Source organism: Streptomyces sp. NPDC031379 (genome assembly GCF_055569615.1).
In genome coordinates, this window is the sequence record NZ_JBVIIT010000031.1 from 97,953 (window position 1) to 116,893 (window position 18,941).

General features: G+C 73.3%; 15 protein-coding genes and 1 pseudogene. 6 read left to right on the top strand and 10 right to left on the bottom strand.

All coding sequences use genetic code 11. The features are described 5' to 3' along the window. The first annotated feature begins 26 nt into the window (after positions 1–26). Genes ACZ5CW_RS35375 through ACZ5CW_RS35385 form a run of 3 tightly spaced genes read left to right on the top strand, consistent with a single transcriptional unit; the run spans position 27 to position 1,689 of the window. A complete protein-coding gene (locus tag ACZ5CW_RS35375) occupies positions 27–527 on the top strand; it encodes a carboxymuconolactone decarboxylase family protein (RefSeq protein ID WP_468608821.1) in 501 nt (166 codons plus the stop codon). Next, on the top strand, positions 524–967 hold the full coding sequence (locus tag ACZ5CW_RS35380; RefSeq protein ID WP_468608823.1) for a carboxymuconolactone decarboxylase family protein: 444 nt from the start codon (positions 524–526) through the stop codon (positions 965–967). Before ACZ5CW_RS35375 ends, ACZ5CW_RS35380 begins: the two co-directional genes overlap by 4 nt. Beyond that, positions 964–1,689: an isocitrate lyase/PEP mutase family protein gene (locus ACZ5CW_RS35385; protein WP_468608825.1), complete on the top strand. Its 726-nt coding sequence runs from the start codon at positions 964–966 to the stop codon at positions 1,687–1,689. The genes ACZ5CW_RS35380 and ACZ5CW_RS35385 overlap by 4 nt, the downstream gene beginning before the upstream one ends. Before the next feature lie 6 nt (positions 1,690–1,695). Here the strand turns inward: ACZ5CW_RS35385 and ACZ5CW_RS35390 are convergent, their stop codons facing one another. From ACZ5CW_RS35390 to ACZ5CW_RS35410, 5 genes are all read right to left on the bottom strand, one after another. After that, positions 1,696–2,649, bottom strand: coding sequence for an ABC transporter substrate-binding protein (locus ACZ5CW_RS35390; protein WP_468608827.1), 954 nt, complete (start codon positions 2,647–2,649; stop codon positions 1,696–1,698). Position 2,650: 1 nt separating this feature from the next. After that, positions 2,651–4,588, bottom strand: a complete 1,938-nt coding sequence (locus tag ACZ5CW_RS35395) for an ABC transporter permease (protein WP_468608829.1) — start codon at positions 4,586–4,588, stop codon at positions 2,651–2,653. Continuing rightward, positions 4,588–5,850 carry a quaternary amine ABC transporter ATP-binding protein gene (locus ACZ5CW_RS35400; RefSeq protein ID WP_468608831.1) on the bottom strand — a complete coding sequence of 421 codons (1,263 nt, stop codon included), beginning with the start codon at positions 5,848–5,850 and terminating at the stop codon, positions 4,588–4,590. Before ACZ5CW_RS35400 ends, ACZ5CW_RS35395 begins: the two co-directional genes overlap by 1 nt. Further along, positions 5,847–7,379: a GMC family oxidoreductase gene (locus ACZ5CW_RS35405; RefSeq protein WP_468608833.1), complete on the bottom strand. Its 1,533-nt coding sequence runs from the start codon at positions 7,377–7,379 to the stop codon at positions 5,847–5,849. The genes ACZ5CW_RS35400 and ACZ5CW_RS35405 overlap by 4 nt, the downstream gene beginning before the upstream one ends. A gap of 66 nt (positions 7,380–7,445) precedes the next feature. After that, a complete protein-coding gene (locus ACZ5CW_RS35410; protein ID WP_468608835.1) occupies positions 7,446–8,966 on the bottom strand; it encodes an aldehyde dehydrogenase family protein in 1,521 nt (506 codons plus the stop codon). A 189-nt stretch (positions 8,967–9,155) separates the two neighbouring features. Here ACZ5CW_RS35410 and ACZ5CW_RS35415 point away from each other — a divergent pair, with 189 nt between their 5' ends. Next, a complete protein-coding gene (locus ACZ5CW_RS35415; protein ID WP_468608837.1) occupies positions 9,156–9,950 on the top strand; it encodes a LolA-like protein in 795 nt (264 codons plus the stop codon). Positions 9,951–10,015: 65 nt separating this feature from the next. Next, positions 10,016–10,936, top strand: coding sequence for a bifunctional helix-turn-helix transcriptional regulator/GNAT family N-acetyltransferase (locus ACZ5CW_RS35420; protein ID WP_468608839.1), 921 nt, complete (start codon positions 10,016–10,018; stop codon positions 10,934–10,936). On the opposite strand, the gene ACZ5CW_RS35425 is transcribed toward ACZ5CW_RS35420, so the two are convergent. Beyond that, the gene (locus ACZ5CW_RS35425) at positions 10,922–11,839 is read right to left on the bottom strand and encodes a LysR family transcriptional regulator (protein ID WP_468608841.1); all 918 of its coding nucleotides are present in this window, start codon (positions 11,837–11,839) and stop codon (positions 10,922–10,924) included. The genes ACZ5CW_RS35420 and ACZ5CW_RS35425 overlap by 15 nt on opposite strands. Positions 11,840–11,941: 102 nt before the next feature. Here ACZ5CW_RS35425 and ACZ5CW_RS35430 point away from each other — a divergent pair, with 102 nt between their 5' ends. Then, on the top strand, positions 11,942–13,345 hold the full coding sequence (locus ACZ5CW_RS35430) for an MFS transporter (protein WP_468608843.1): 1,404 nt from the start codon (positions 11,942–11,944) through the stop codon (positions 13,343–13,345). A 100-nt stretch (positions 13,346–13,445) separates the two neighbouring features. On the opposite strand, the gene ACZ5CW_RS35435 is transcribed toward ACZ5CW_RS35430, so the two are convergent. The 4 genes and pseudogenes from ACZ5CW_RS35435 to ACZ5CW_RS35450 all read right to left on the bottom strand — a co-directional run bounded on the left by ACZ5CW_RS35435 (position 13,446) and on the right by ACZ5CW_RS35450 (position 18,687). After that, complete coding sequence (locus ACZ5CW_RS35435; protein ID WP_468608845.1) at positions 13,446–14,435, bottom strand: malate dehydrogenase; 990 nt, start codon at positions 14,433–14,435, stop codon at positions 13,446–13,448. 671 nt (positions 14,436–15,106) lie between these two features. Continuing rightward, the gene (locus tag ACZ5CW_RS35440) at positions 15,107–16,444 is read right to left on the bottom strand and encodes a helix-turn-helix domain-containing protein (RefSeq protein ID WP_468608846.1); all 1,338 of its coding nucleotides are present in this window, start codon (positions 16,442–16,444) and stop codon (positions 15,107–15,109) included. Positions 16,445–16,821: 377 nt separating this feature from the next. Then, the gene (locus ACZ5CW_RS35445) at positions 16,822–17,490 is read right to left on the bottom strand and encodes a response regulator (RefSeq protein WP_468608848.1); all 669 of its coding nucleotides are present in this window, start codon (positions 17,488–17,490) and stop codon (positions 16,822–16,824) included. 28 nt (positions 17,491–17,518) lie between these two features. Continuing rightward, positions 17,519–18,687: pseudogene (locus ACZ5CW_RS35450) on the bottom strand (sensor histidine kinase). Positions 18,688–18,941 lie beyond the last annotated feature (254 nt).

Below are 18,941 nucleotides of genomic sequence, written 5' to 3' on the forward strand. Positions count from 1 at the left end.
GCTGCCTCGCTCCTAGGGTCGAGGGCATGACCACTGCACAGGAATCCGACGCATACGCACCCGAGCAGGCCCCGCGGCTGAGCTGGGCCCAGCACGCACCCGAGGTCTACAAGGCCATGATCCGCCTGGACACCGCCGCCAGGCGGGGGCTGGACCCGAAGCTGTACGAGCTGGTGAAGATCCGGGCCTCGCAGATCAACCACTGTGCGTTCTGCCTCGACATGCACACCAAGGACGCGCTCGCGGCCGGTGAGAGCGTCGAGCGGATCGTGCAGCTCAGCGCGTGGGAGGAGTCGCGGCACTTCTACACCGCGAAGGAACTGGCCGCGATCGAGCTGACCGAGGCGGTCACCGTCCTGACGGACGGGTTCGTGCCGGACGAGGTCTACGAGCGGGCCGCCAAGCACTTCGAGGAGGCCGAACTCGCCCAGCTGATCGCCGCGATCACGGTGATCAACGCCTGGAACCGGTTCGGCGTGACCACCCGGATGACCCCGGGCCACTACCAGCCGGGGCAGCACAAGTGAGCCGTACGCAGGTGCTGGACCGTGAGGTCGGCCGGGCGATGTCCGCGCTCAGCGCGGCGGCGAAGCGGGGGCTCGGCGATCCGGCCCTCGCCGAGCTGGTGATGATCCGCGCCTCGCAGCTCAACCACTGCGCGTTCTGCCTGGACATGCATCTTCGAGTGGCCCGGGACAACGGGGAGTCGGAGGGCCGCGTCCAGCTGCTCGACGCCTGGGAGGAGACCGAGGACCTCTACAGCGAGCGGGAACGGGCCGCGCTGGCACTGACCGAGGCGGTCACCGTCCTGACGGACGGCTTCGTGCCGGACGAGGTCTACGTACGGGCCGCCAAGCACTTCGAGGAGGCGGAACTCGCCCATCTCATCGGCCTGATCACCGTCATCAACGGCTGGAACCGCCTGATGGTCAGCCGTCGCGTCCCACCGGGGGGTTACCAGCCGTGAGCAAGGTGGACGAGTTCCGCGCCCTGCACCGGGGGCGCGCCCCGGGCGACCCGCTGATCCTGCCCGGCCCCTGGGACGCGGCCAGTGCGCGGGTCTTCGCGGAGGCCGGGTTCCCGGCACTGGCCACGCCGAGCGCCGGGGTGGCCGCCTCGCTCGGGTACGAGGACGGGGACACCCCGGCCGACGAGATGTTCGCGGCGGTCGCCCGGATCACCCGGTCGGTGGACGTGCCGGTGTCGGCGGACGTCGAGGGCGGCTACGGGCTCGCCGCGAAGGAGCTGGTCGAGCGGCTGCTGGAGGCGGGTGCCGTCGGCTGCAACCTCGAGGACTCGGGACCCGGGGGTGTCCTCAAGGACCCGCACACGCACGCCGAGTACCTCGCCGAGGTCCGCTCGGCCGCCGCCGACCGGCTCTTCGTCAACGCCCGCGTCGACACCTTCATCCACGGGGACGGGGATCCCGAACGGGCCATCGAACGGGCCGCGTTGTACGTGGCGGCGGGCGCGGACTGCATCTACCCGATCCTCGCCCCGCCCGCCGTGCTGCCGCTGCTGCGGGCCGGGATCCAGGGGCCGCTGAACGCCCTGGCCCGGCCGGACGGCGAGGGCTCCTCGCCCGCCGCGCTCGGCGGGCTCGGGGCCACCCGGATCACGTTCGGGCCGGGACTTCAGCGCAGGGCGGCCGCGGCGCTGCGGGAGATCGCCGACGGCCTCACGGCGTAGGGCCGTTCAGGACAGCCACTTCTTCCACACGGAGGGGTGGCTGTCCACCCACTTCCGCGCCGCCTCCTGCGGGCTCAGCTTCTGCTCGGCGATCATCAGCGCGACCTCGTTCTGGTCCTCCGTCGTCCACCTGAACCTCTTCAGGAAGGCCGCCGCCCTGCCGCCGGACTTCGCGAAGTCGGCGTTGAGGTACTTCTGCAGCGGGGTGTGCGGGTAGGCGCAGGCGACCTTGTCGGCGTCGGCGTCGCAGCCCTCCTTGTACGGCGGCAGCTTCACCTCCGTCATGGGAACCTTCTTGAACAGCCATTGGGGCGCGTACCAGTACGTCAGGAAGGGCTTCTTCTCCTTGGCGAACTGCCTGATCTGGGTGATCTGCGCCGCCTCGGAACCGGCGAAGACGACCTGGTAGTTCAGCTTCAGGTTCGCCACCAGCGCCTTGTCGTTGGTGACGTACGACGGGGAGCCGTCCATCAGCTGGCCCTTGCCGCCGCTCTCCGCGGTGCGGAACAGTGAGGCGTACTTGTTCAGGTTCTTCCAGTCCGTGATGTCCGGGTGCTGCTTGACGAGATAGGTGGGGACGTACCAGCCGATGTGGCCGGTCACCCCGAGGTCGCCGGCGGGCCGGATCGTCTTCTTGTCGGTGACGTACCGCTTCTCCTGGTCCGGGTGGCCCCAGTCCTCCAGGAGGGCGTCGACGCGGCCCTGGCTGAGCGCGTCCCAGGCCGGCACCTCGTCCACCTGGACGGTGTCGACGCGGTAGCCCAGTTTGTGTTCGAGGATGTACTGGGCGACGGCCACGTTGGCCTGGGCGCCCACCCAGGACTGCACGGACAGGGTGACCGTCTTCGAGCCCTGGGCGTTCGCGAACGGGCTGGCCTGCTTGGTCATGTCGGCGGCGCCGCAGCCCGTGGTCAGGCCCAGGACCGCGACGGCGACCGGGATGGTCGTACGGAATCGCATGTCAGGCTCCCTTCTTCGCGCGGCGTTCGGTCGGCTGGGTGACCCGGTCGAGCATCAGGCCCAGGCAGACGATGGCGGCGCCCGCGACCAGGCCCGTGGCCAGATCGCCCTGGGCGAGGCCGAAGGCGACGTCGTAGCCGAGGGCTCCGCCGCCGACCAGGCCGCCGATGATGACGACGGCCAGGACCAGGACCACGCCCTGGTTGACGGCGAGCAGCAACGAGCGCCGGGCGAGCGGGAGCTGGACCTGCCACAGCTGCTGGCGGCCGGTCGCGCCGAGCGAGCGCGCGGACTCCAGTGCGGCCTGGTCGACCTGGCGCAGACCCTGCGCGGTGATCCGGACGACGGCCGGGAGGGCGTAGACGACGGCCGCGGCGACGGCGGGGGCGCGGCCGACGCCGAACAGGGCGACGACCGGGATCAGGTACACGAACTGCGGCATGGTCTGGCAGACGTCCAGGACCGGGCGCAGGACGCGTTCGACACGGTCGCTGCGGGCGGCGGCGATGCCGGTCGCGAAGCCCAGGACGAGGGTGACGGCGACGGCGGCCAGCACCTGGGAGAGGGTGTCGAGGGACGGCTCCCACACCCCGAGCACCCCGATCGCCGCCATGGCGAGGACGGCGGTCAGGGCGGTGCGCCAGGTGCCGATCAGCCAGGAGAGCGCGGCGACGACGAGCAGCACCGACCACCAGGGCAGCCACTGCAGGCCGTCGCGGACGGGGTCCAGGACCCAGGTGGTGAAGTGGCCCGCCCAGTCCGCGGTGCCGCCGATGACCGGGACGCCGGAGTAGAGGTGGGCGGTCATCCAGTCGACGGCGCGGTTGACCGGTCCGGCGATGTCCAGGGTGGCGCCGGAGGGCCAGTCGAGGGCGCCGAGCAGACGGGCGGCCACCGCGACGGCCACGGTGACGGCGAGGGCGTACGGCCAGCCGATGGTCCGGGAACGCGTGGCTGCCGCCCCGGCGGCTCCGGTCACGCGGTCCAGGACCACCGCGAGCAGCACGATCGGGATGCCGGCCGCGAGGGCCGCGCCGACGTCGACCGAGGCGAGGGCCTGGTAGACGCGGTCGCCGAGGCCGCCGGCGCCGATGACCGAGGCGATGACGGCCATGGAGAGGGCCATCATGATCGTCTGGTTGAGGCCGAGGAGGAGTTCCTTGCGGGCCAGCGGGATACGGGCGGTCAGCAGCCGCTGGCGGCGGGTGGCGCCGAGTGACTCCACGGCCTCCAGGACTTCGGGGTCGGCGCCGCGCAGGCCGAGCGCGGTGAGGCGGGCCATCGGCGGGGCGGCGTACACGACGGTGGCGAGGACGGCCGCGGGGACGCCGATGCCGAAGACCAGGACGACGGGGAGGAGGTAGGCGAAGGCCGGGAGCACCTGCATGGTGTCCAGGACCGGGCGCAGGGCGCGGTCGAGGCGGTCGGACAGGCCCGCGGCGAGGCCGAGGAGCGCGCCGACGGCCACCGAGGCGAGGACCGCGACGACCATGAGCGCGAGGGTCTGCATGGTCGGGACCCACATGCCGAGGGCTCCGCAGGCGAGGAAGGCGGCCGCGGTGCCGAGGGCGAGGCGGGGGCCGCCGAGGCGCCAGGCCGCGAGTGCGCCGAACGCCGTGACGCCGGTCCAGCCCGCGGCGAGGAGGGTGAGGTAGACGGCGCGGACGGAGAGGACGACGGCGTTGCTGATGTAGCCGAAGAAGTACAGGAAGAGGGGGTGGCTGTCCCGGTTGTCGATGACCCAGTCGCTGGCGGTGGCGAGGGGCTTGTCGAGGCTCACGGTCAGCTCGTGGGGCCAGGCGGCGCCGGGCCAGTGGGTGGCGGCCCAGGGAGCGAGGACCGCGGCGACCAGAGCGAGCAGGAGGAGTTTGCCCGCGGCGCGGCTCTTCAGGACGCGGCGTTCGGGGGTACCGGAGGTCGGGATACTGAGCGTCGCCATCAGACGGCCTCCGGGCTGGTACGGGGGCTCGGCGGGGTCGCTTGCCCGCGCCGGCGGGGTGCCGCCTGCCGGGGGACGGGTGCCGCCCCGGTGCCACGACCGCCCGCGGCGGCCGCACCCTCGGCGTCCGCGGCCTCGGCACCCTCGGCGTCCGCGGCGTCGGTGCCCTCGGCCGCGGCGGCGTCGGCCTCCGTGGCCGGGGTGTCCACGCCGGCGACGAAGCCGAGCAGGTGCTCGTGGTCGACCACTCCGAGGCAGCGGCCCTCGTCCATCACGCGGGCCGGTTCCCCGGCTCGCGCCACCGCCTCGATGGCCTCCGCGACCGTGGCCTGCGGGCGGACCGCCGGGCCGGTCTCCGTGTCGTGCGGCTGCAGCGGGCGCATGGCCGTACGGCAGGTCATCACCTGTTCGCGCGGAACGTCCCGGACGAACTCGCGGACGTAGTCGTCGGCCGGGGAGCCGACGATCTCCTCGGGGGTGCCGAGCTGGACGACCTGGCCGTCGCGCATCAGGGCGATGCGGTCGCCGAGCTTGAGCGCCTCACTCAGGTCGTGGGTGATGAAGACCATCGTGCGGCCCTCCTCGCGGTGCAGGCGGGCCACCTCTTCCTGCATGTCGCGCCGGATGAGCGGGTCGAGGGCGCTGAACGGTTCGTCGAAGAGCAGCACCTCGGGGTCGACGGCGAGGGCGCGGGCGAGACCGACGCGCTGGCGCTGGCCGCCGGAGAGCTGGCCGGGACGGCGCTTCTCCATGCCTTCGAGGCCGACCTTGGCGACGACCTCGGCGGCCCGTGCGCGCCGCTCGGCCCTGCCGACGCCCTGGATCTCCAGGCCGTAGGCGACGTTGTCGAGGACCGTGCGGTGCGGGAGCAGGCCGAAGTGCTGGAAGACCATGGCGGCCCGGTGCCGGCGCAGTTCGCGCAGGCGGGCCCTGTCCATGGCGCGGACGTCCTCGCCGTCGATGGCGATCGTGCCGGCCGTCGGCTCGATCAGCCGGGTCAGACAGCGCACGAGGGTGGACTTGCCGGAGCCCGACAGGCCCATGACGACGAAGACCTCGCCCTTGCGGACGTCGAAGGAGACGTCCCGCACGGCGGCGGTGCAGCCGGTGCGCGAACGGAGTTCCGCGGGGCTCAGGCCGCTGAGTTCGGGGTCGGCGGGAACGCGGTCGGGCTTCGGGCCGAAGACCTTCCACAGGCCGGACACCGAGAAGACGGGCTCGGTCGTGGTGGGCGGCTTGCGGGTGGGGACGGTGAGACTCATCGGGGATCGCCTCCGATCAGGTCGACGGCCTTCTCCCCGACCATGAGCACCCCGATCATCGGGTTCACGGCGGTCATGGTCGGGAAGACGGACGCGTCGGCGATGCGAATGCCGGCCAGGCCGCGCACGCGCAGCTCCGGGTCGACCACGGCCAGTTCGTCGTCGGCGGCGCCCATCTTGCAGGTGCCGGCCGGGTGGTAGACGGTGTGCGCGACCTTGCGGGCGTACTCGCTCAGTTCGGCGTCACCGAGGATCTCGGGGCCGGGGCACACCTCGCGCTTGAGCCAGCTCGCCAGCGGCTCGGACTTGGCGATCTCGCGGGCGATACGGATGCCGTCGACGAGGGTCCGGGCGTCGTAGTCGTCCTCGTCGGTGAAGTACCGGAAGTCCAGGGCGGGCTTCACCGACGGGTCGGCGCTGGTCAGGTACAGCCGGCCCCGGCTCTTCGGCTTGGGGATGTTCGGGGTCATCGAGACGCCGAACTCGGGCCGTTCGTAGCCCAGTCGCTCCGGGTTGTCCGTGAACGGGATCTGGTAGAAGTGGAACATCAGGTCCGGGCCCGCGTGTTCGGGGTCGCGGCGCACGAACAGGCCCGCGTCGGAGTCCATCGCGGAGTTCTCCGGGATCGGGCCGTGGGTCTCCCAGACGATCACCGACTCGGGGTGGTCGAGCAGGTTCTCGCCGACGCCCGGCAGGTCGTGCACGACCGGGATGCCGAGGGCCTCGAGGTCCCCCCGGGGGCCGATGCCGGAGTGCAGCAGCAGACGGGGGGAGTCGACGGCGCCCGCGCACAGGACGACCTCGTTGCGGGCGCGTACGAGCAGTTCCTCGCCGTCCTTGGTGCGGACGTGCACACCCTCGGCGCGGGCGCCGTCCAGCTCCAGCCGGTACGCCCACGTCTCCAGGAGGACGTGCAGGTTGGGGCGCTCGTCCAGCACCGGGTGCAGGTAGGCCACGGAGGCGGAGGAACGCTTGTTGTTCTCCGGGTGGTAGGCGAGGTCGAAGAAGCCGACGCCCTCGGTGAACGGCTTGCGGTTGAACCCCTCGACCCGGGGTACTCCGAGTGCCGACCGGGCGGAGTCGACGAAGTCCCGGGCGATGGCGTTCCGGTCCTTCTCGTCGACGGAGACGATGTTGTTCTTCAGGCGGGCGAAGTAGGCCTCCATGGGGACGGCGCCCCAGCCCTTGGCGCCGGCCTCCTCCCACTCGTCCCAGTCGGAGGGCAGGGGCTTGAAGGAGATGAGGGTGTTGTGGGAGGAGCAGCCGCCGAGGACGCGGGCGCGGCTGTGCCGGATGTGGGAGTTGCCGCGGGGCTGTTCGGTGGTCGGGTAGTCGTAGTCGAGTTCGCCGCCGAGCAGGCCCATCCAGCGGCGCAGGGTGAGGACGTCGTCGCGGCCGACGTCGCTCGGGCCGCCCTCGATGACGGCGACGGTGACGTCCGGGTTCTCGGTGAGGCGGGAGGCGATGACGGAGCCTGCGGTGCCACCGCCGATGACGACGTAGTCGTAGACGTGTGGGGTGTGGGACATGGGGGTTCGTGCTCCAGGTGGGACGGGCGGCCGGTGGGGGACGGGCGGCCGGTGGGGGACGCGGGCTCAGCCGGCGAACCAGCGCACCGGCCTGGGCGCGAGGTTCTGGTAGATGTGCTTGCTCTCGCGGTACTCGGCGAGCCCGGCGGGTCCCAGCTCGCGGCCGGTGCCGCTCTTGCCGAAACCGCCCCACTCCGCCTGCGGGAGGTAGGGGTGGAAGTCGTTGATCCACACGGTGCCGTGGCGCAGCCGCCCGGCGACGCGGCGGGCCTTGCCGGGGTCGGTGGTCCAGACGGCGCCGGCGAGGCCGTACTCGGTGTCGTTGGCGAGGAGGACGGCCTCCTCCTCGGTGCGGAAGGTCTCGACGGTGAGGACGGGGCCGAAGACCTCCTCCCGTACGACCTTCATCTCGCGGTGGCAGGCGTCGAGCACCGTCGGCTCGTAGAAGTAGCCCGACTCGGGCCTCTGCGGTGACGGCTCCGGCCGCTTGCCGCCGCAGCGCAGCACCGCGCCCTCGGCCAGCGCGGAGGCGACGTACGCCTCGACCTTGGCGCGCTGCTGCTCGGAGACGAGCGGGCCGCACTCGACGCCGTCCTCGGTGCCGCGGCCGAGCCTGATCTGCCGTGCGCGGCGGGCGAGTTCGGCGACGAAGCGGTCCCGGACCGACTCCTCGACGATGAGGCGGGCACCCGCCGAGCAGACCTGGCCGCTGTGGATGAAGGCGGCGTTGAGGGCCTGGTCGACGGCGGTGTCGAAGTCCTCGTCGGTGGCGCAGGCGTCGGCGAAGACCACGTTGGGGTTCTTGCCGCCGAGTTCGAGGGCGACCTTCTTCACGGTCGGGGCGGCGGCCTGGGCGACCTTGGTGCCGCTGACCAGGCCACCGGTAAAGGAGACCAGGTCGACGTCGGGGTGGTCGGCGAGCCGGGCGCCGACGGTGTGGCCGGGGCCGGTGACGATGTTCGCCACTCCGGCGGGCAGCCCGGCCTCCGCGAGCAGCCCGATCAGCGCGACGGTGGTCAGCGGGGTGATCTCGCTGGGCTTGACCACGAAGGTGTTGCCGGCCGCGAGGGCGGGCGCGATCTTCCAGCTGGCCTGGAGGAGGGGGTAGTTCCAGGGCGTGATCAGCGCGCAGACGCCGACCGGCTCGTGCACGACGACGCTGTGGATGTCGGGTGAGCCGGCGTCGACGACCCGGCCCGGGGCCTCGGCGGCCACCAGGTCGGCGAAGTAGCGGAAGGCGTCGGCGACGCAGTCGATGTCGACGCGGCCCTCCTCGACGGTCTTGCCCGCGTCCCGGCTCTCCAGCAGGCCGAGTTCCTCGCGGTCGCGCACGAGGAGGTCGGCGACGCGGCGCAGCAGGGCGGCGCGTTCGGCGACCGGGGTGCCGGGCCAGGGGCCGTGGTCGAACGCCTCCCGGGCGGCGGTGACCGCCCGCTCCGCGTCCTTCTCGTCACCCTCGGCGACCACGGCGAACGGCCGGGCGTCCGCGGGGTCGAGGATCTCGCGTGTCGCGCCGGAGATCGCCACCAGCCACTCGCCCCCCGCGTGGATGGTCGCCTGGGCCTGTCGTTCCGTTCTGTCCGCCATGATCGGTGTTGCCTTCCGTTCCTGTTCCGTGCCCCTGTGTCACATGGGTGTCACGCTCGGGGACCGTGGCCGCCTGCCCCAGGCCCGCGGATCGCATGCGCAATCGATGGCCGAAAGTGCGCCGCGTCACTGAAAATGCGGTCGAAAAGGGACAAAAGTAGGGTGGGCAGGGGTGTTCGGAGGTGCGTGATGGCCGGACGATCGGTGTTCTGTGCGGCGGCAGGCATCACCGCGGCGCTCCTGCTCCCGGCCGCTGTGCCCACCGAGGCCCTCGCGACCGCCCCCACCGACGCCGCCGCGGCCGCCCGCGCCGACGACGGCGAGCCGAGTGCCCGTGCCCTGGCGGACGAGGCCCGCGACCACCTCCTCGAGGCCCGCTCGGTGCGCCTGACGTTCACGGACCGCACCGCGCACACCGACCGGACCGTCCCGGCCTCGGTCAGCCTGGCCCTGGACCGGGACGGCAACTGCACGGGCAGACTGGTGATGAGCGCGGGCGGCGGCAGCGTCGAACTGATCAAGCGGGGCGACGAGGTGTGGCTGAAGCCGGACACCACGTTCTGGAAGGCGCAGCTGCCCGGCCGTCAGGGCGAGGCCGTCGCCGAGATCTTCAAGGACCGTTACATCCACGGCTCCACACACGGCACGTTGCTGGGCGGCATGGCCGACACCTGCGACCTGAGCGCGTTCCAGCGGCAGGCCGCCACCCACTCGCCCCCTGACGCCACCTTGACCAAGGGCGAGGAGACGGCACGCCAGGGCACGAAGGTGATCCCGCTGAACGGCACGAAGGACGGCAGGAAGGTGGTCCTGTACGTCACCGCGGCCGCCCCGCACCGCCTGGTCGAGGCCACCCGCACGGGCGGCGGCACCGACCAGAGCCTGACCTTCACCGACTACGACGAGCCGGTCCCCTCCGCGACCCCGTCCGCGCGCGAGTCCGTGGACGTCCACAAGCTGCTGGAGGAACTGCTCACCGGCTGACCCACGGGGCCGGAAGCCCGCCGCACCCGTGGACGGCCGCGGTGTCCTCTGACTACAGTCGAGGAATGGAGTCCTTTGACGACAGTCAAAGAACCGTCCTGCCGGTCCCGGCGGAGGACGTGGCCGTCCTGCGCCGCTTCAACCGGTACTTCACGCGCCGCGTCGGCGCGCTGGACGAGCGCTACCTCGGGCAGGACCGGCCGCTCGGCGAGGCCCGGCTGCTGTTCGAGATCGGCGAGGGCGTCTCCCTGCGCGAGCTGCGGAGCCGGCTCGGACTGGACGCCGGTTACCTCAGCCGCATGGCGAAGGCGCTGGAGGCGCAGGGCATGGTCCGGGTCGGGGTGCCCGCGCACGACAACCGGCTGCGGATGATCGAACTGACCCCGGCCGGCCGCGCCGAGGTCGCCGAGCAGCACCGCCGGGCCGACACCCTCGCCGCCGGCCTCCTCGAGGGCCTCAGCCCCGCCCAGCGGGCCGAGCTGACCGGGGCGATGACCACCACGCAGCGGCTGCTGCGGCTGGCGTCGATCACCGTGCGACTCGCCGACGGCGCCTCGGCGGACGCGCGGGACTGCCTGGGCGCCTACGCGGCGGACATCGACGCACGCTTCCCCGAGGGCTTCGACGAGGCGGCCCTGGTCCGGCCCGAGGAGGTCACCGGGGACGCCGGTGCCTTCCTGGTGGCGTACGAGGAAGGACAGGCCGTCGGCTGCGGCGCGCTGCGCCGGCTGGAGCCGGGGGTCGGCGAGATCCGGCATGTGTGGGTGCACCCGCGGGCCCGCCGGCTGGGGCTGGCGCGGCGGCTGCTGGAGGGTCTGGAGCAGCAGGCGCGGGCGCGCGGCCTGGAGGTCGTACGCCTGGACACGCACGCCGTGCTCACCGAGGCCCAGGCGATGTACCGGGCGTGCGGATACACCGAGATCCCCTGCTACGACGACAACGTCTACGCCAGCCACTGGTTCGAGAAGCGGCTAGCCGGCGACTGACCCCGGGGCCATCAACTCCCGTACGCAGCCGCGCAGCCAGGCGTGGGCGGGGTCGGCGTCATGGCGCGGGTGCCAGGCCAACCCCACCTCGACCGACGGGAGACGCAGGGGGATCTCGAAGGTGACGAGGCCGAGGGTGTCGGCCATCGGGCGGCCGTAGGAGGTGACCAGTCCGATCAGGTCGGTGTCGCGCAGCACGAACAGCGAGGCCGGATAGGTGCCGACGCTGCCCACCACCCGGCGCTCGAGGCCGAGTTCGGCCAGGGCGTGGTCGATCGGCCCGTGCTGCCTGCCGCGCCGGGAGACGATGAGATGACCCGCCTCCCCGGCGAACCGCTCGGGCGTCAGCTCCCCGCTGAGCAGCGGGTGTCCGGCCCGTACGGCACCCAGCATGCGGTCCTCGTACACCGTCTCCCTGTGCACCTCCGGCGCGATCGTGTCGATCACCCCGACCTCCAGGTCGGCGGTGCCCTGGCGCAGGAACGGGGTGTCCACGTGGCCCTCGGGCAGGAAGCGCAGGCGGATGCCGGGCGCCTCGCGGGCGGCGCGGGCGAACAGGGCGGCGCCATGGGTGGCGGCGGTCGTGTCGTGGCCGAGGATCGTGAAGGTCCGGGTCACCGTGCGCAGGTCGGTGTCCCGGCCCGGTGCGAACAGGGCCCTGGCCCGCTCCACCACCGCGCTCACCTCGGCGCGCACGGCCAGGGCGTGCGGGGTCGGCACCATCCGGCGTCCGGCGCGCACCAGCACCGGGTCGCCGAGCGCCTTGCGGATCCGGCCGAGCGTACGGCTCATCGCCGGCTCGGACAGGTGCAGCCGGCGGGCGGCGCCCTGCACGCTCTGTTCTTCCAGCAGCACGTCCAGCGCGACCAGCAGATTCAGGTCCAGCCCGGTGGATTGCGTCATGTGCAGGTATCCCTTGCGAAGGTTGCACTGGAAAGCAGGTCTCAGGCGAGCCTACGGTGAGGGCGCAACCCACACCACCGCCGCCACTCCCCGGGAGGAGCCGTGCCCGCGCACGCCCTGAAACGCCCCACCCTGCTTGCGCTGTGCGCCTGCGTCCTGGTCGCCCAGAGCATGGTCGCCGCCGTCAACCTGCTCATCCCGCAACTGAGTTCGTCCGGCCTGCACCCCTCGCCCACCGAGGTCCTGTGGACGGTGGACGCCTACGTCATCGTCTTCGCGGGGCTGCTCGTCCCGGCCGGTGCGCTCGGCGACCGGTACGGCCGCAAGGGCGCCCTGCTCGCCGGGCTCGGGCTGTTCGCGGCGGGTGCCGCCACCAGCGCACTCGCCACCGGCCCGGCCGCCCTGATCGCGGGCCGGGGCCTGTCCGGCGCCGGCGCCGCCCTGATCACCCCGGCCACCCTGTCGATCCTGATGCAGCTGTCCGCTCCCGAGCACCGCGCCCGCTCGATGACCGCCTGGACGCTCGCCCTCGGCCTCGGCGGCGCGGCGGGCAACCTGGGCGGTGGGCTGGCCTGCCAGTTCCTCGGCTGGCGGGCCCTGTTCGCGGTGATGGTCCCGCTCGCGATCCTGCTGGCCGTCGCCGTCGCGCTCACCACCCCGCGTACCGAACGCTCCGCGCGGAGCAACCCCGACCCGCTCGGCGCCCTGCTGCTGACCGCCGGCCTGGTCGCCGTCCTGTTCGGCATCATCGAGGGCCCGTCCTTCGGCTGGACCTCCACGCGCATCCTCGGCGCCTTCGCCGCGGGCGCGCTGCTGATCGCGGGCTTCACCGGGCACGCCCTGCACTCCCCCGCCCCGCTGTTCGACCCGCGGGTCTTCCGCTCCGCCCGGCTGCGGGCGGCCTCCCTCGGCACGGCCACCGGCTTCTTCGGCCTGTTCGCCCTCTTCTTCGTCAACTCCCAGTACCTCCAGGAGATCAAGGGCTTCGGCGTGGCCGCCACCGGCGTCGCGATCCTGCCGCTGCCCGTCGGGATGGCGGCCGCGCAGAAGCTGCCCGCCCGCTGGACGAGCCGCCCCCGTGCCGTCGTCGGCACCGGACTGGCCCTGATCGGCCTCGGCCTGCTCGGTGCGTCCACGGCCGACGCGGGCACCCCCTACGGGGCGTACGTCGGCTGGCTGCTGGTGATCTCGGCCGGCACCGGGATGTCCATGCCCCCGCTGACCCTGGGCGTGGTGACCTCGCTCCCCGCCCACCAGGCGGGCCTCGGCTCCGGCCTCGGCACCACCGCCCGGGAGACCGGCGCCGCCCTGGGCATCGCGGTCACCGGCACCGTGCTCTCCTCCCACACCGACCTCGCCCACGGCATGGGCCCGGCCCTGCGCACGGTCGCGCTGGTGGTGCTGGCGGCGACGGCGCTCGTGGTGGCCGGCTACGGGGGCGGCGTCCGGGGCCGTACGGCCGCGTCCGGGAAGCAGCGGGTGCCCGCGGGCGCGGGACGTCCCTGACCGCGGCCGGAACACGCGTCGGCCGGAACACGCGCGGGCCCCGCTCCGAGAACCGGAACGGGGCCCACGCAGGCGCTCGGCGCAATCGCCGGAGGCAGTGTCAGATGAGGCCCAGGGCGCGGACCGCCTCGCGCTCCTCCGCCAGCTCCTGGACGGAGGCGTCGATGCGGGTGCGGGAGAACTCGTTGATGTCCAGGCCCTGGACGATCTCGTACTTGCCGTCCTTGGTGGTGACCGGGAAGGAGGAGATCAGGCCCTCCGGGACGCCGTAGGAGCCGTCCGACGGGATGCCCATGGAGGTCCAGTTGCCCTCGGCGGTGCCGTTGACCCAGGTGTACACGTGGTCGATGGCGGCGTTGGCGGCGGAGGCGGCCGACGAGGCACCGCGGGCCTCGATGATCGCGGCACCGCGCTTGGCGACGGTCGGGATGAAGTCGTCGGCCAGCCACTTCTCGTCGTTCACGACCTCGGCGGCGTTCTTGCCGGCGACCGTGGCGTGGAAGATGTCCGGGTACTGGGTGGCGGAGTGGTTGCCCCAGATCGTCAGACGCTTGATGTCGGCGACCGTGGAGCCCGTCTTCTTCGCCAGCTGGGTCAGCGCGCGGTTGTGGTCCAGGCGGGTCATCGCGGTGAAGCGCTCGGCCGGGACGTCCGGCGCGGCGGCCTGCGCGATGAGCGCGTTGGTGTTGGCCGGGTTGCCGACGACGAGGACCTTGATGTCGTCCGCGGCGTGGTCGTTGATGGCCTTGCCCTGCGGCTTGAAGATGCCGCCGTTGGCCTCCAGCAGGTCACCGCGCTCCATGCCCTTGGTGCGCGGGCGGGCGCCCACCAACAGGGCTACGTTGGCGCCGTCGAAGGCCACGTTCGGGTCGTCGGTGATCTCGATGCCCTGGAGCAGCGGGAAGGCGCAGTCGTCCAGCTCCATGGCCGTGCCCTCGGCGGCCTTGAGCGCCGGGGTGATCTCCAGGAGGCGCAGCTTGACCGGCACGTCCGCGCCGAGCAGCTGGCCGGAGGCGATGCGGAAGAGCAGGGCGTAACCGATCTGGCCGGCCGCGCCGGTGACGGTGACGTTCACGGGAGTGCGGGTCATGGCGTTCTCCGTATGACAGCTGGCGGTGGGGCGTCCCTGCCCCGGGCGGATGATCGATCTCTTGGCATCAAGAGAGATCCAGCGGTCAGGCTATCGCGCATCCGGCATGCGGGACGTCAGGGGTCGTGTGGCTCACCCCACAAGGGGATCACCAGGGACGTATCGCCGCGTCGGCGAGGTCGGGACGGGTACGAAAAGGCGGCCGCCCGTCCGGGAGAGGAGGGACGGAGGCGGCCGCCGGTGGGGGGACCGGCTCGCCGGACTCCCGTGGGGGTACCGTTCGCCTGCCCAGGATCGGGACGGCCATGCACGTCGCCGCGAAATTCCCACCCCTGCCCGGCGCGCACCCGCCGCCCCCACAGCACACAACCACCCCACCCCCACCGCCCGGCGCCCCGTCGGCCGACGTCCCCCGACACCGCCCCACAAGCCCATCGGCCACCGTCGGCCGGGCCTTCGCCGACATCCCCCGCAGGCCCGCCGGCCGACCGCGCCGTCGCCGCCTCGCTGCCCGCCGGCCGGCGATCCCCGGCACCACCCCGCAGCCCCGTCGGCAGTCGCCCCCACCGCCCCGCAGACCTGTCAGCCAGGCCTTCGCCGACGCCGCCCCGCAGGCCCGTCGGCCGGCCGCGCCGACGTCGCCGCGCAGGCCCCTCAGTCGGTCTTCGGTGTCACTGGGTGCAGCCCGTGCGGCCGGACGCCAGGATCGCGCAGGCCTTGGCCTCCGCCGCGTCCTTCACGGCGACCATCGGGGTGTACGCGATGGCGTCCCCGACGGCGGTGATGTCCCCCGTCTGCCGGACCTTGCCCGAGGACACCTGCACCTTGTCGCCCTGCGTCCCTCCGGTGATACGGCCCCAGGCCGTGCCGCAGGTCTTGCTGTAGCGCACCTCCAGGTTGGTGGTGCCGACGGTGGCGGACTTGGCGGTGGTCACCAGGTCACCGCTGCATCCCATGGCCTCGGCGTCCTTGCCGTTGCAGGCGGAGCCGGAGCACTTCACCCCGGGAGGCAGGCTCGTGCGGGTGCCGACGGTCGGGGAGGGCGACTTGGCCGCACCCTCGTTCTTGTCGCCGCCGCCCCGGTTGGTGAAGAAGAAGACCGCGGCGATGACGACGAGCACGCCGACCAGACCCGCGACGAACATCGTCAGCCGCTGCCGGCCCGCCGACCCCTTGGCGGCCGGCCCCGCGGCCGCCGGTCCCGGCCGGGGAGCGGCGGGCTGAGCGGCGTAGGGGCTCGGGGCCTCCGGGGTCCGGGCGGGGCCGTCCGGCCGGGCCGGGGGCCGCGTACCGGGGCGGGCGCTCGTCGGCGAGGGGCCGCGGTACCCGGCCAGACCCCAGGAGTTCGGGCCGTCCGCCGGGCCGGTCGCGTCCTGGACGTCGTCACCGGCGGCCGGACCGCGTCCCGTGCCCTCACGCCCGGCCACGTTCCAGGAGTTCCCGCCGCCCGGGGCGGAACCGCCTCCGTCCTCACCCGCCGTCCCCGGCCCGGCCGGGCCCTGGCGGTCCGGGCCGGTGCCGCGCTCGGCGCTCTCCCGGGCGTCGGCGTCGGGGGCCGTGGGCTGGGCGGGGATCGTCGGGGAGACACCCGCGGGTCCGGCGATGCCCGGGGTCACGGTGGTGCCGCCGTTCTTGCGGGCGGACGGCCCGCCGGTCGCCTCGGCCGCCCCGAACTCCCCGAGCGCGGCCCGCGCCTGGGAGATCCGGATCGCCTCCATCGTGCGGTCGTGCCGCATCTCCGCCCGGCTCCAGGCGCGTTCGGCCAGCTCCCACACGGTGGTGAGGTGGACGGGGCTGGTGCCGGTGACCTCGGCGAGCGCGACGATCGCGCCCTTGGGCGCGAGCAGCCGGCCGCCCAGGTAACGCTCCCAGGACGTCTTGCTGTAGCCCGTGCGGTCGGCCAGCGCCGCGATGCTCAGGCCGCTGCGGTCCACGAGCCGCCGCAACTGGCTGGTGAACTCCTTGATCTGCGGGTCAAGATCCTCGGGCAGGTCTTTCCAGCGAGGCATCGTTTCCCCCTCTTCCCCCCGGTCGGTGCTGTTGGTCTCGCGCACGGCCCCCCTGGTCCGCCCCCGCGTTCCGGTACCCGTGCTGGCTACCCACAGGGATGCGCTGCCTAAGGATCCCAGTTCCCGGAGTGGGGGCGCACAGGAGCATGAGCCGCCTCGGCGATGCACCCGGTGCTACGGGGTCTTCGTAACGTATCCCGAACTGTCAATACGTCGACACCGGAACGACACAAGTGGCGTGCGCGCGGACACCGTAGCGGAACGGTCACTTCCGTGCCACAGCGCGGGGACAGGCATTGAACGGGGAGTTCACGGGCGGAAGGCTGATCCCGGGCGGCGGCCCGTCCCTGCTCGGGGGAGGGGACGGGTCGCCGGCCTCAGCCGCCCGGGGTCACCAGTCCCGTCTCGTACGCCAGCACCACCGCCTGGGCCCTGCTGCCCAGATCGAGCTTCGTCATCGTGCGGTTGAGATGGGTCTTGACGGTGGCCTCGCTGATGTAGAGGCGGTCGGCGATCTCCCCGTTGGACAGACCGCGGGCGGTGAGCTTGAGGACCTCCACCTCGCGTGAGGTGAGCACACCGAGGTCGGCCGCGGGCGTACCGTCCGGGGCGGGGGCCTGCTGGCGGGCGAACGCCTCCACCAGGCGCCGGGTGACGCTGGGCGCGAACAGCGCGTCGCCGCCGTCGACCGCGGTGACCGCGGCGAGCAGCCGTTCGGGCCCGGAGTCCTTGAGCAGGAATCCGCAGGCTCCGGCACGCAGCGCCCCGTACACGTACTCGTCCAGGTCGAAGGTGGTCAGCACCAGCACCCGGGGCGGGCGGTCGGCGGCCTGGGCGAGGATGCGTCCGGTGGCCTCGATGCCGTTGAGGCCGGGCATCCGGATGTCCATGAGGATCACATCGGGTCGGGTCTCGGCGGCGAGCCGTACGGCCTCCTCGCCGTCCGCCGCCTCCCCCACCACCTCGAAGCCCGGCGCGGCGTCGAGCAGGCCCACGAGTCCGGCGCGGATGAGGAACTGGTCGTCGACGACGAGCACTCTGGTCATGCCGTCCGGTCGTCCCCCCGCCGTGCGTCTACCGCTCCCCCTCCGGCGCGCCCCCGCGGCTGCGCTCGGCCGCCGAGGTGGGCAGGGTCAGCCGGACCTCGTAGCCGCCCCCGGAGCGTGGGCCGACCCTGATCGTCCCGCCGTAGAGCTTGGCCCGTTCGCGCATGCCAATCAAGCCGTGTCCGCCGCCCGCCGGTACTCTGGCCGGATTCGTCCCCTCTCCGTCGTCGGTGACCCGGACGGTCAGGTCGTGGGCTCCGTAGCGGAGTTCCACCCGCGCCCGTGCCGGACCCGCGTGCTTGAGGGCGTTGGTGAGGGCCTCCTGGACCACGCGGTAGGCGCACAGTTCGACGCCGGGCGGCAACGGGCGCTCGGTGCCCTCGACGGCGAGGTCCACGGGCAGACCGCCGGCCCGGACCCGGTCGAGGAGTTCGCCGAGCCGGGCCAGGGTGGGCATGGGGGCGCGTCCGGGCGCCTCGAGGTCCTCCTCGCGCAGCACCTGGAGCATGCGCCGCAACTCCTCCAGTGCCTCGCCGCTGGTGTCCGCGATGGTGCCGAGCGCGCCGCGCGCCGTGGCGGGGGCGGAGTCGAAGACGAACCGGGCGAGGCCCGCCTGTACGGAGATCACCGACATGTGGTGGGCGACGACGTCGTGCAGTTCGCGGGCGATCCGGCCGCGTTCCTCGGCGACCGCGCGCCGGGCCCGCTCGGCCTGCTCGGCGCGCAGCCGCCGGGTGAGTTCGGCGGACCGGCGGGCCAGGTGCCCGAACCAGACCAGCACCGAGCAGTACAGCAGCGCCTTCCCAGCACGGAGGCCATGGACGGGCTGTGGCTGACCACGCCGGCGTAGGCCCACACGGCGGTCATGCAGGCCGCGCAGACCAGGGCGGTGCGCACCGGGCGGACGGAGGCCACCGTGTACAGCGCGAGCATGGAGCCGAAGGTGCACACCACGGGCCAGTAGCCGAGGGTGATGTAGCCGACGGCGGCCGCCTCGACGACGGCGAAGACGGCGACGGGCCGGCGGCCGCGCAGGGCCACCGGCAGATGGGCGAGGGCGACCAGCGCATAGGCGCGCGCGTCGAGTTCCGGCCAGCCCTGCGACCGCGACTCCTGCCCGAGCAGCACGGCGACCACGGCCATGGCGACCGCGATCAGCGTGTCCACGACGAGCGGGCGGGGGATCCTCGGTCGCATCGCCGCAGGGTAACGCCCGGGGCCGGGCCCGGGAGTCAACCGGACGCGGTACCGCGGAAGTTGCAGGAGCCGGGCGGCGGCCTCCCGTGGCGGTAGGGCAGTTCAGCCCGGGGGCGGAGGCGGTACGCGGGTGCGCGGCCGTAGCGTCGGTGACGGGGAGGCGGGGGGGGGGGGGGGGGGGGGGGGGGGGGGGGGGGGGGGGGGGGGGGGGGGGGGGGGGGGGGGGGGGGGGGGGGGGGGGGGGGGGGGGGGGG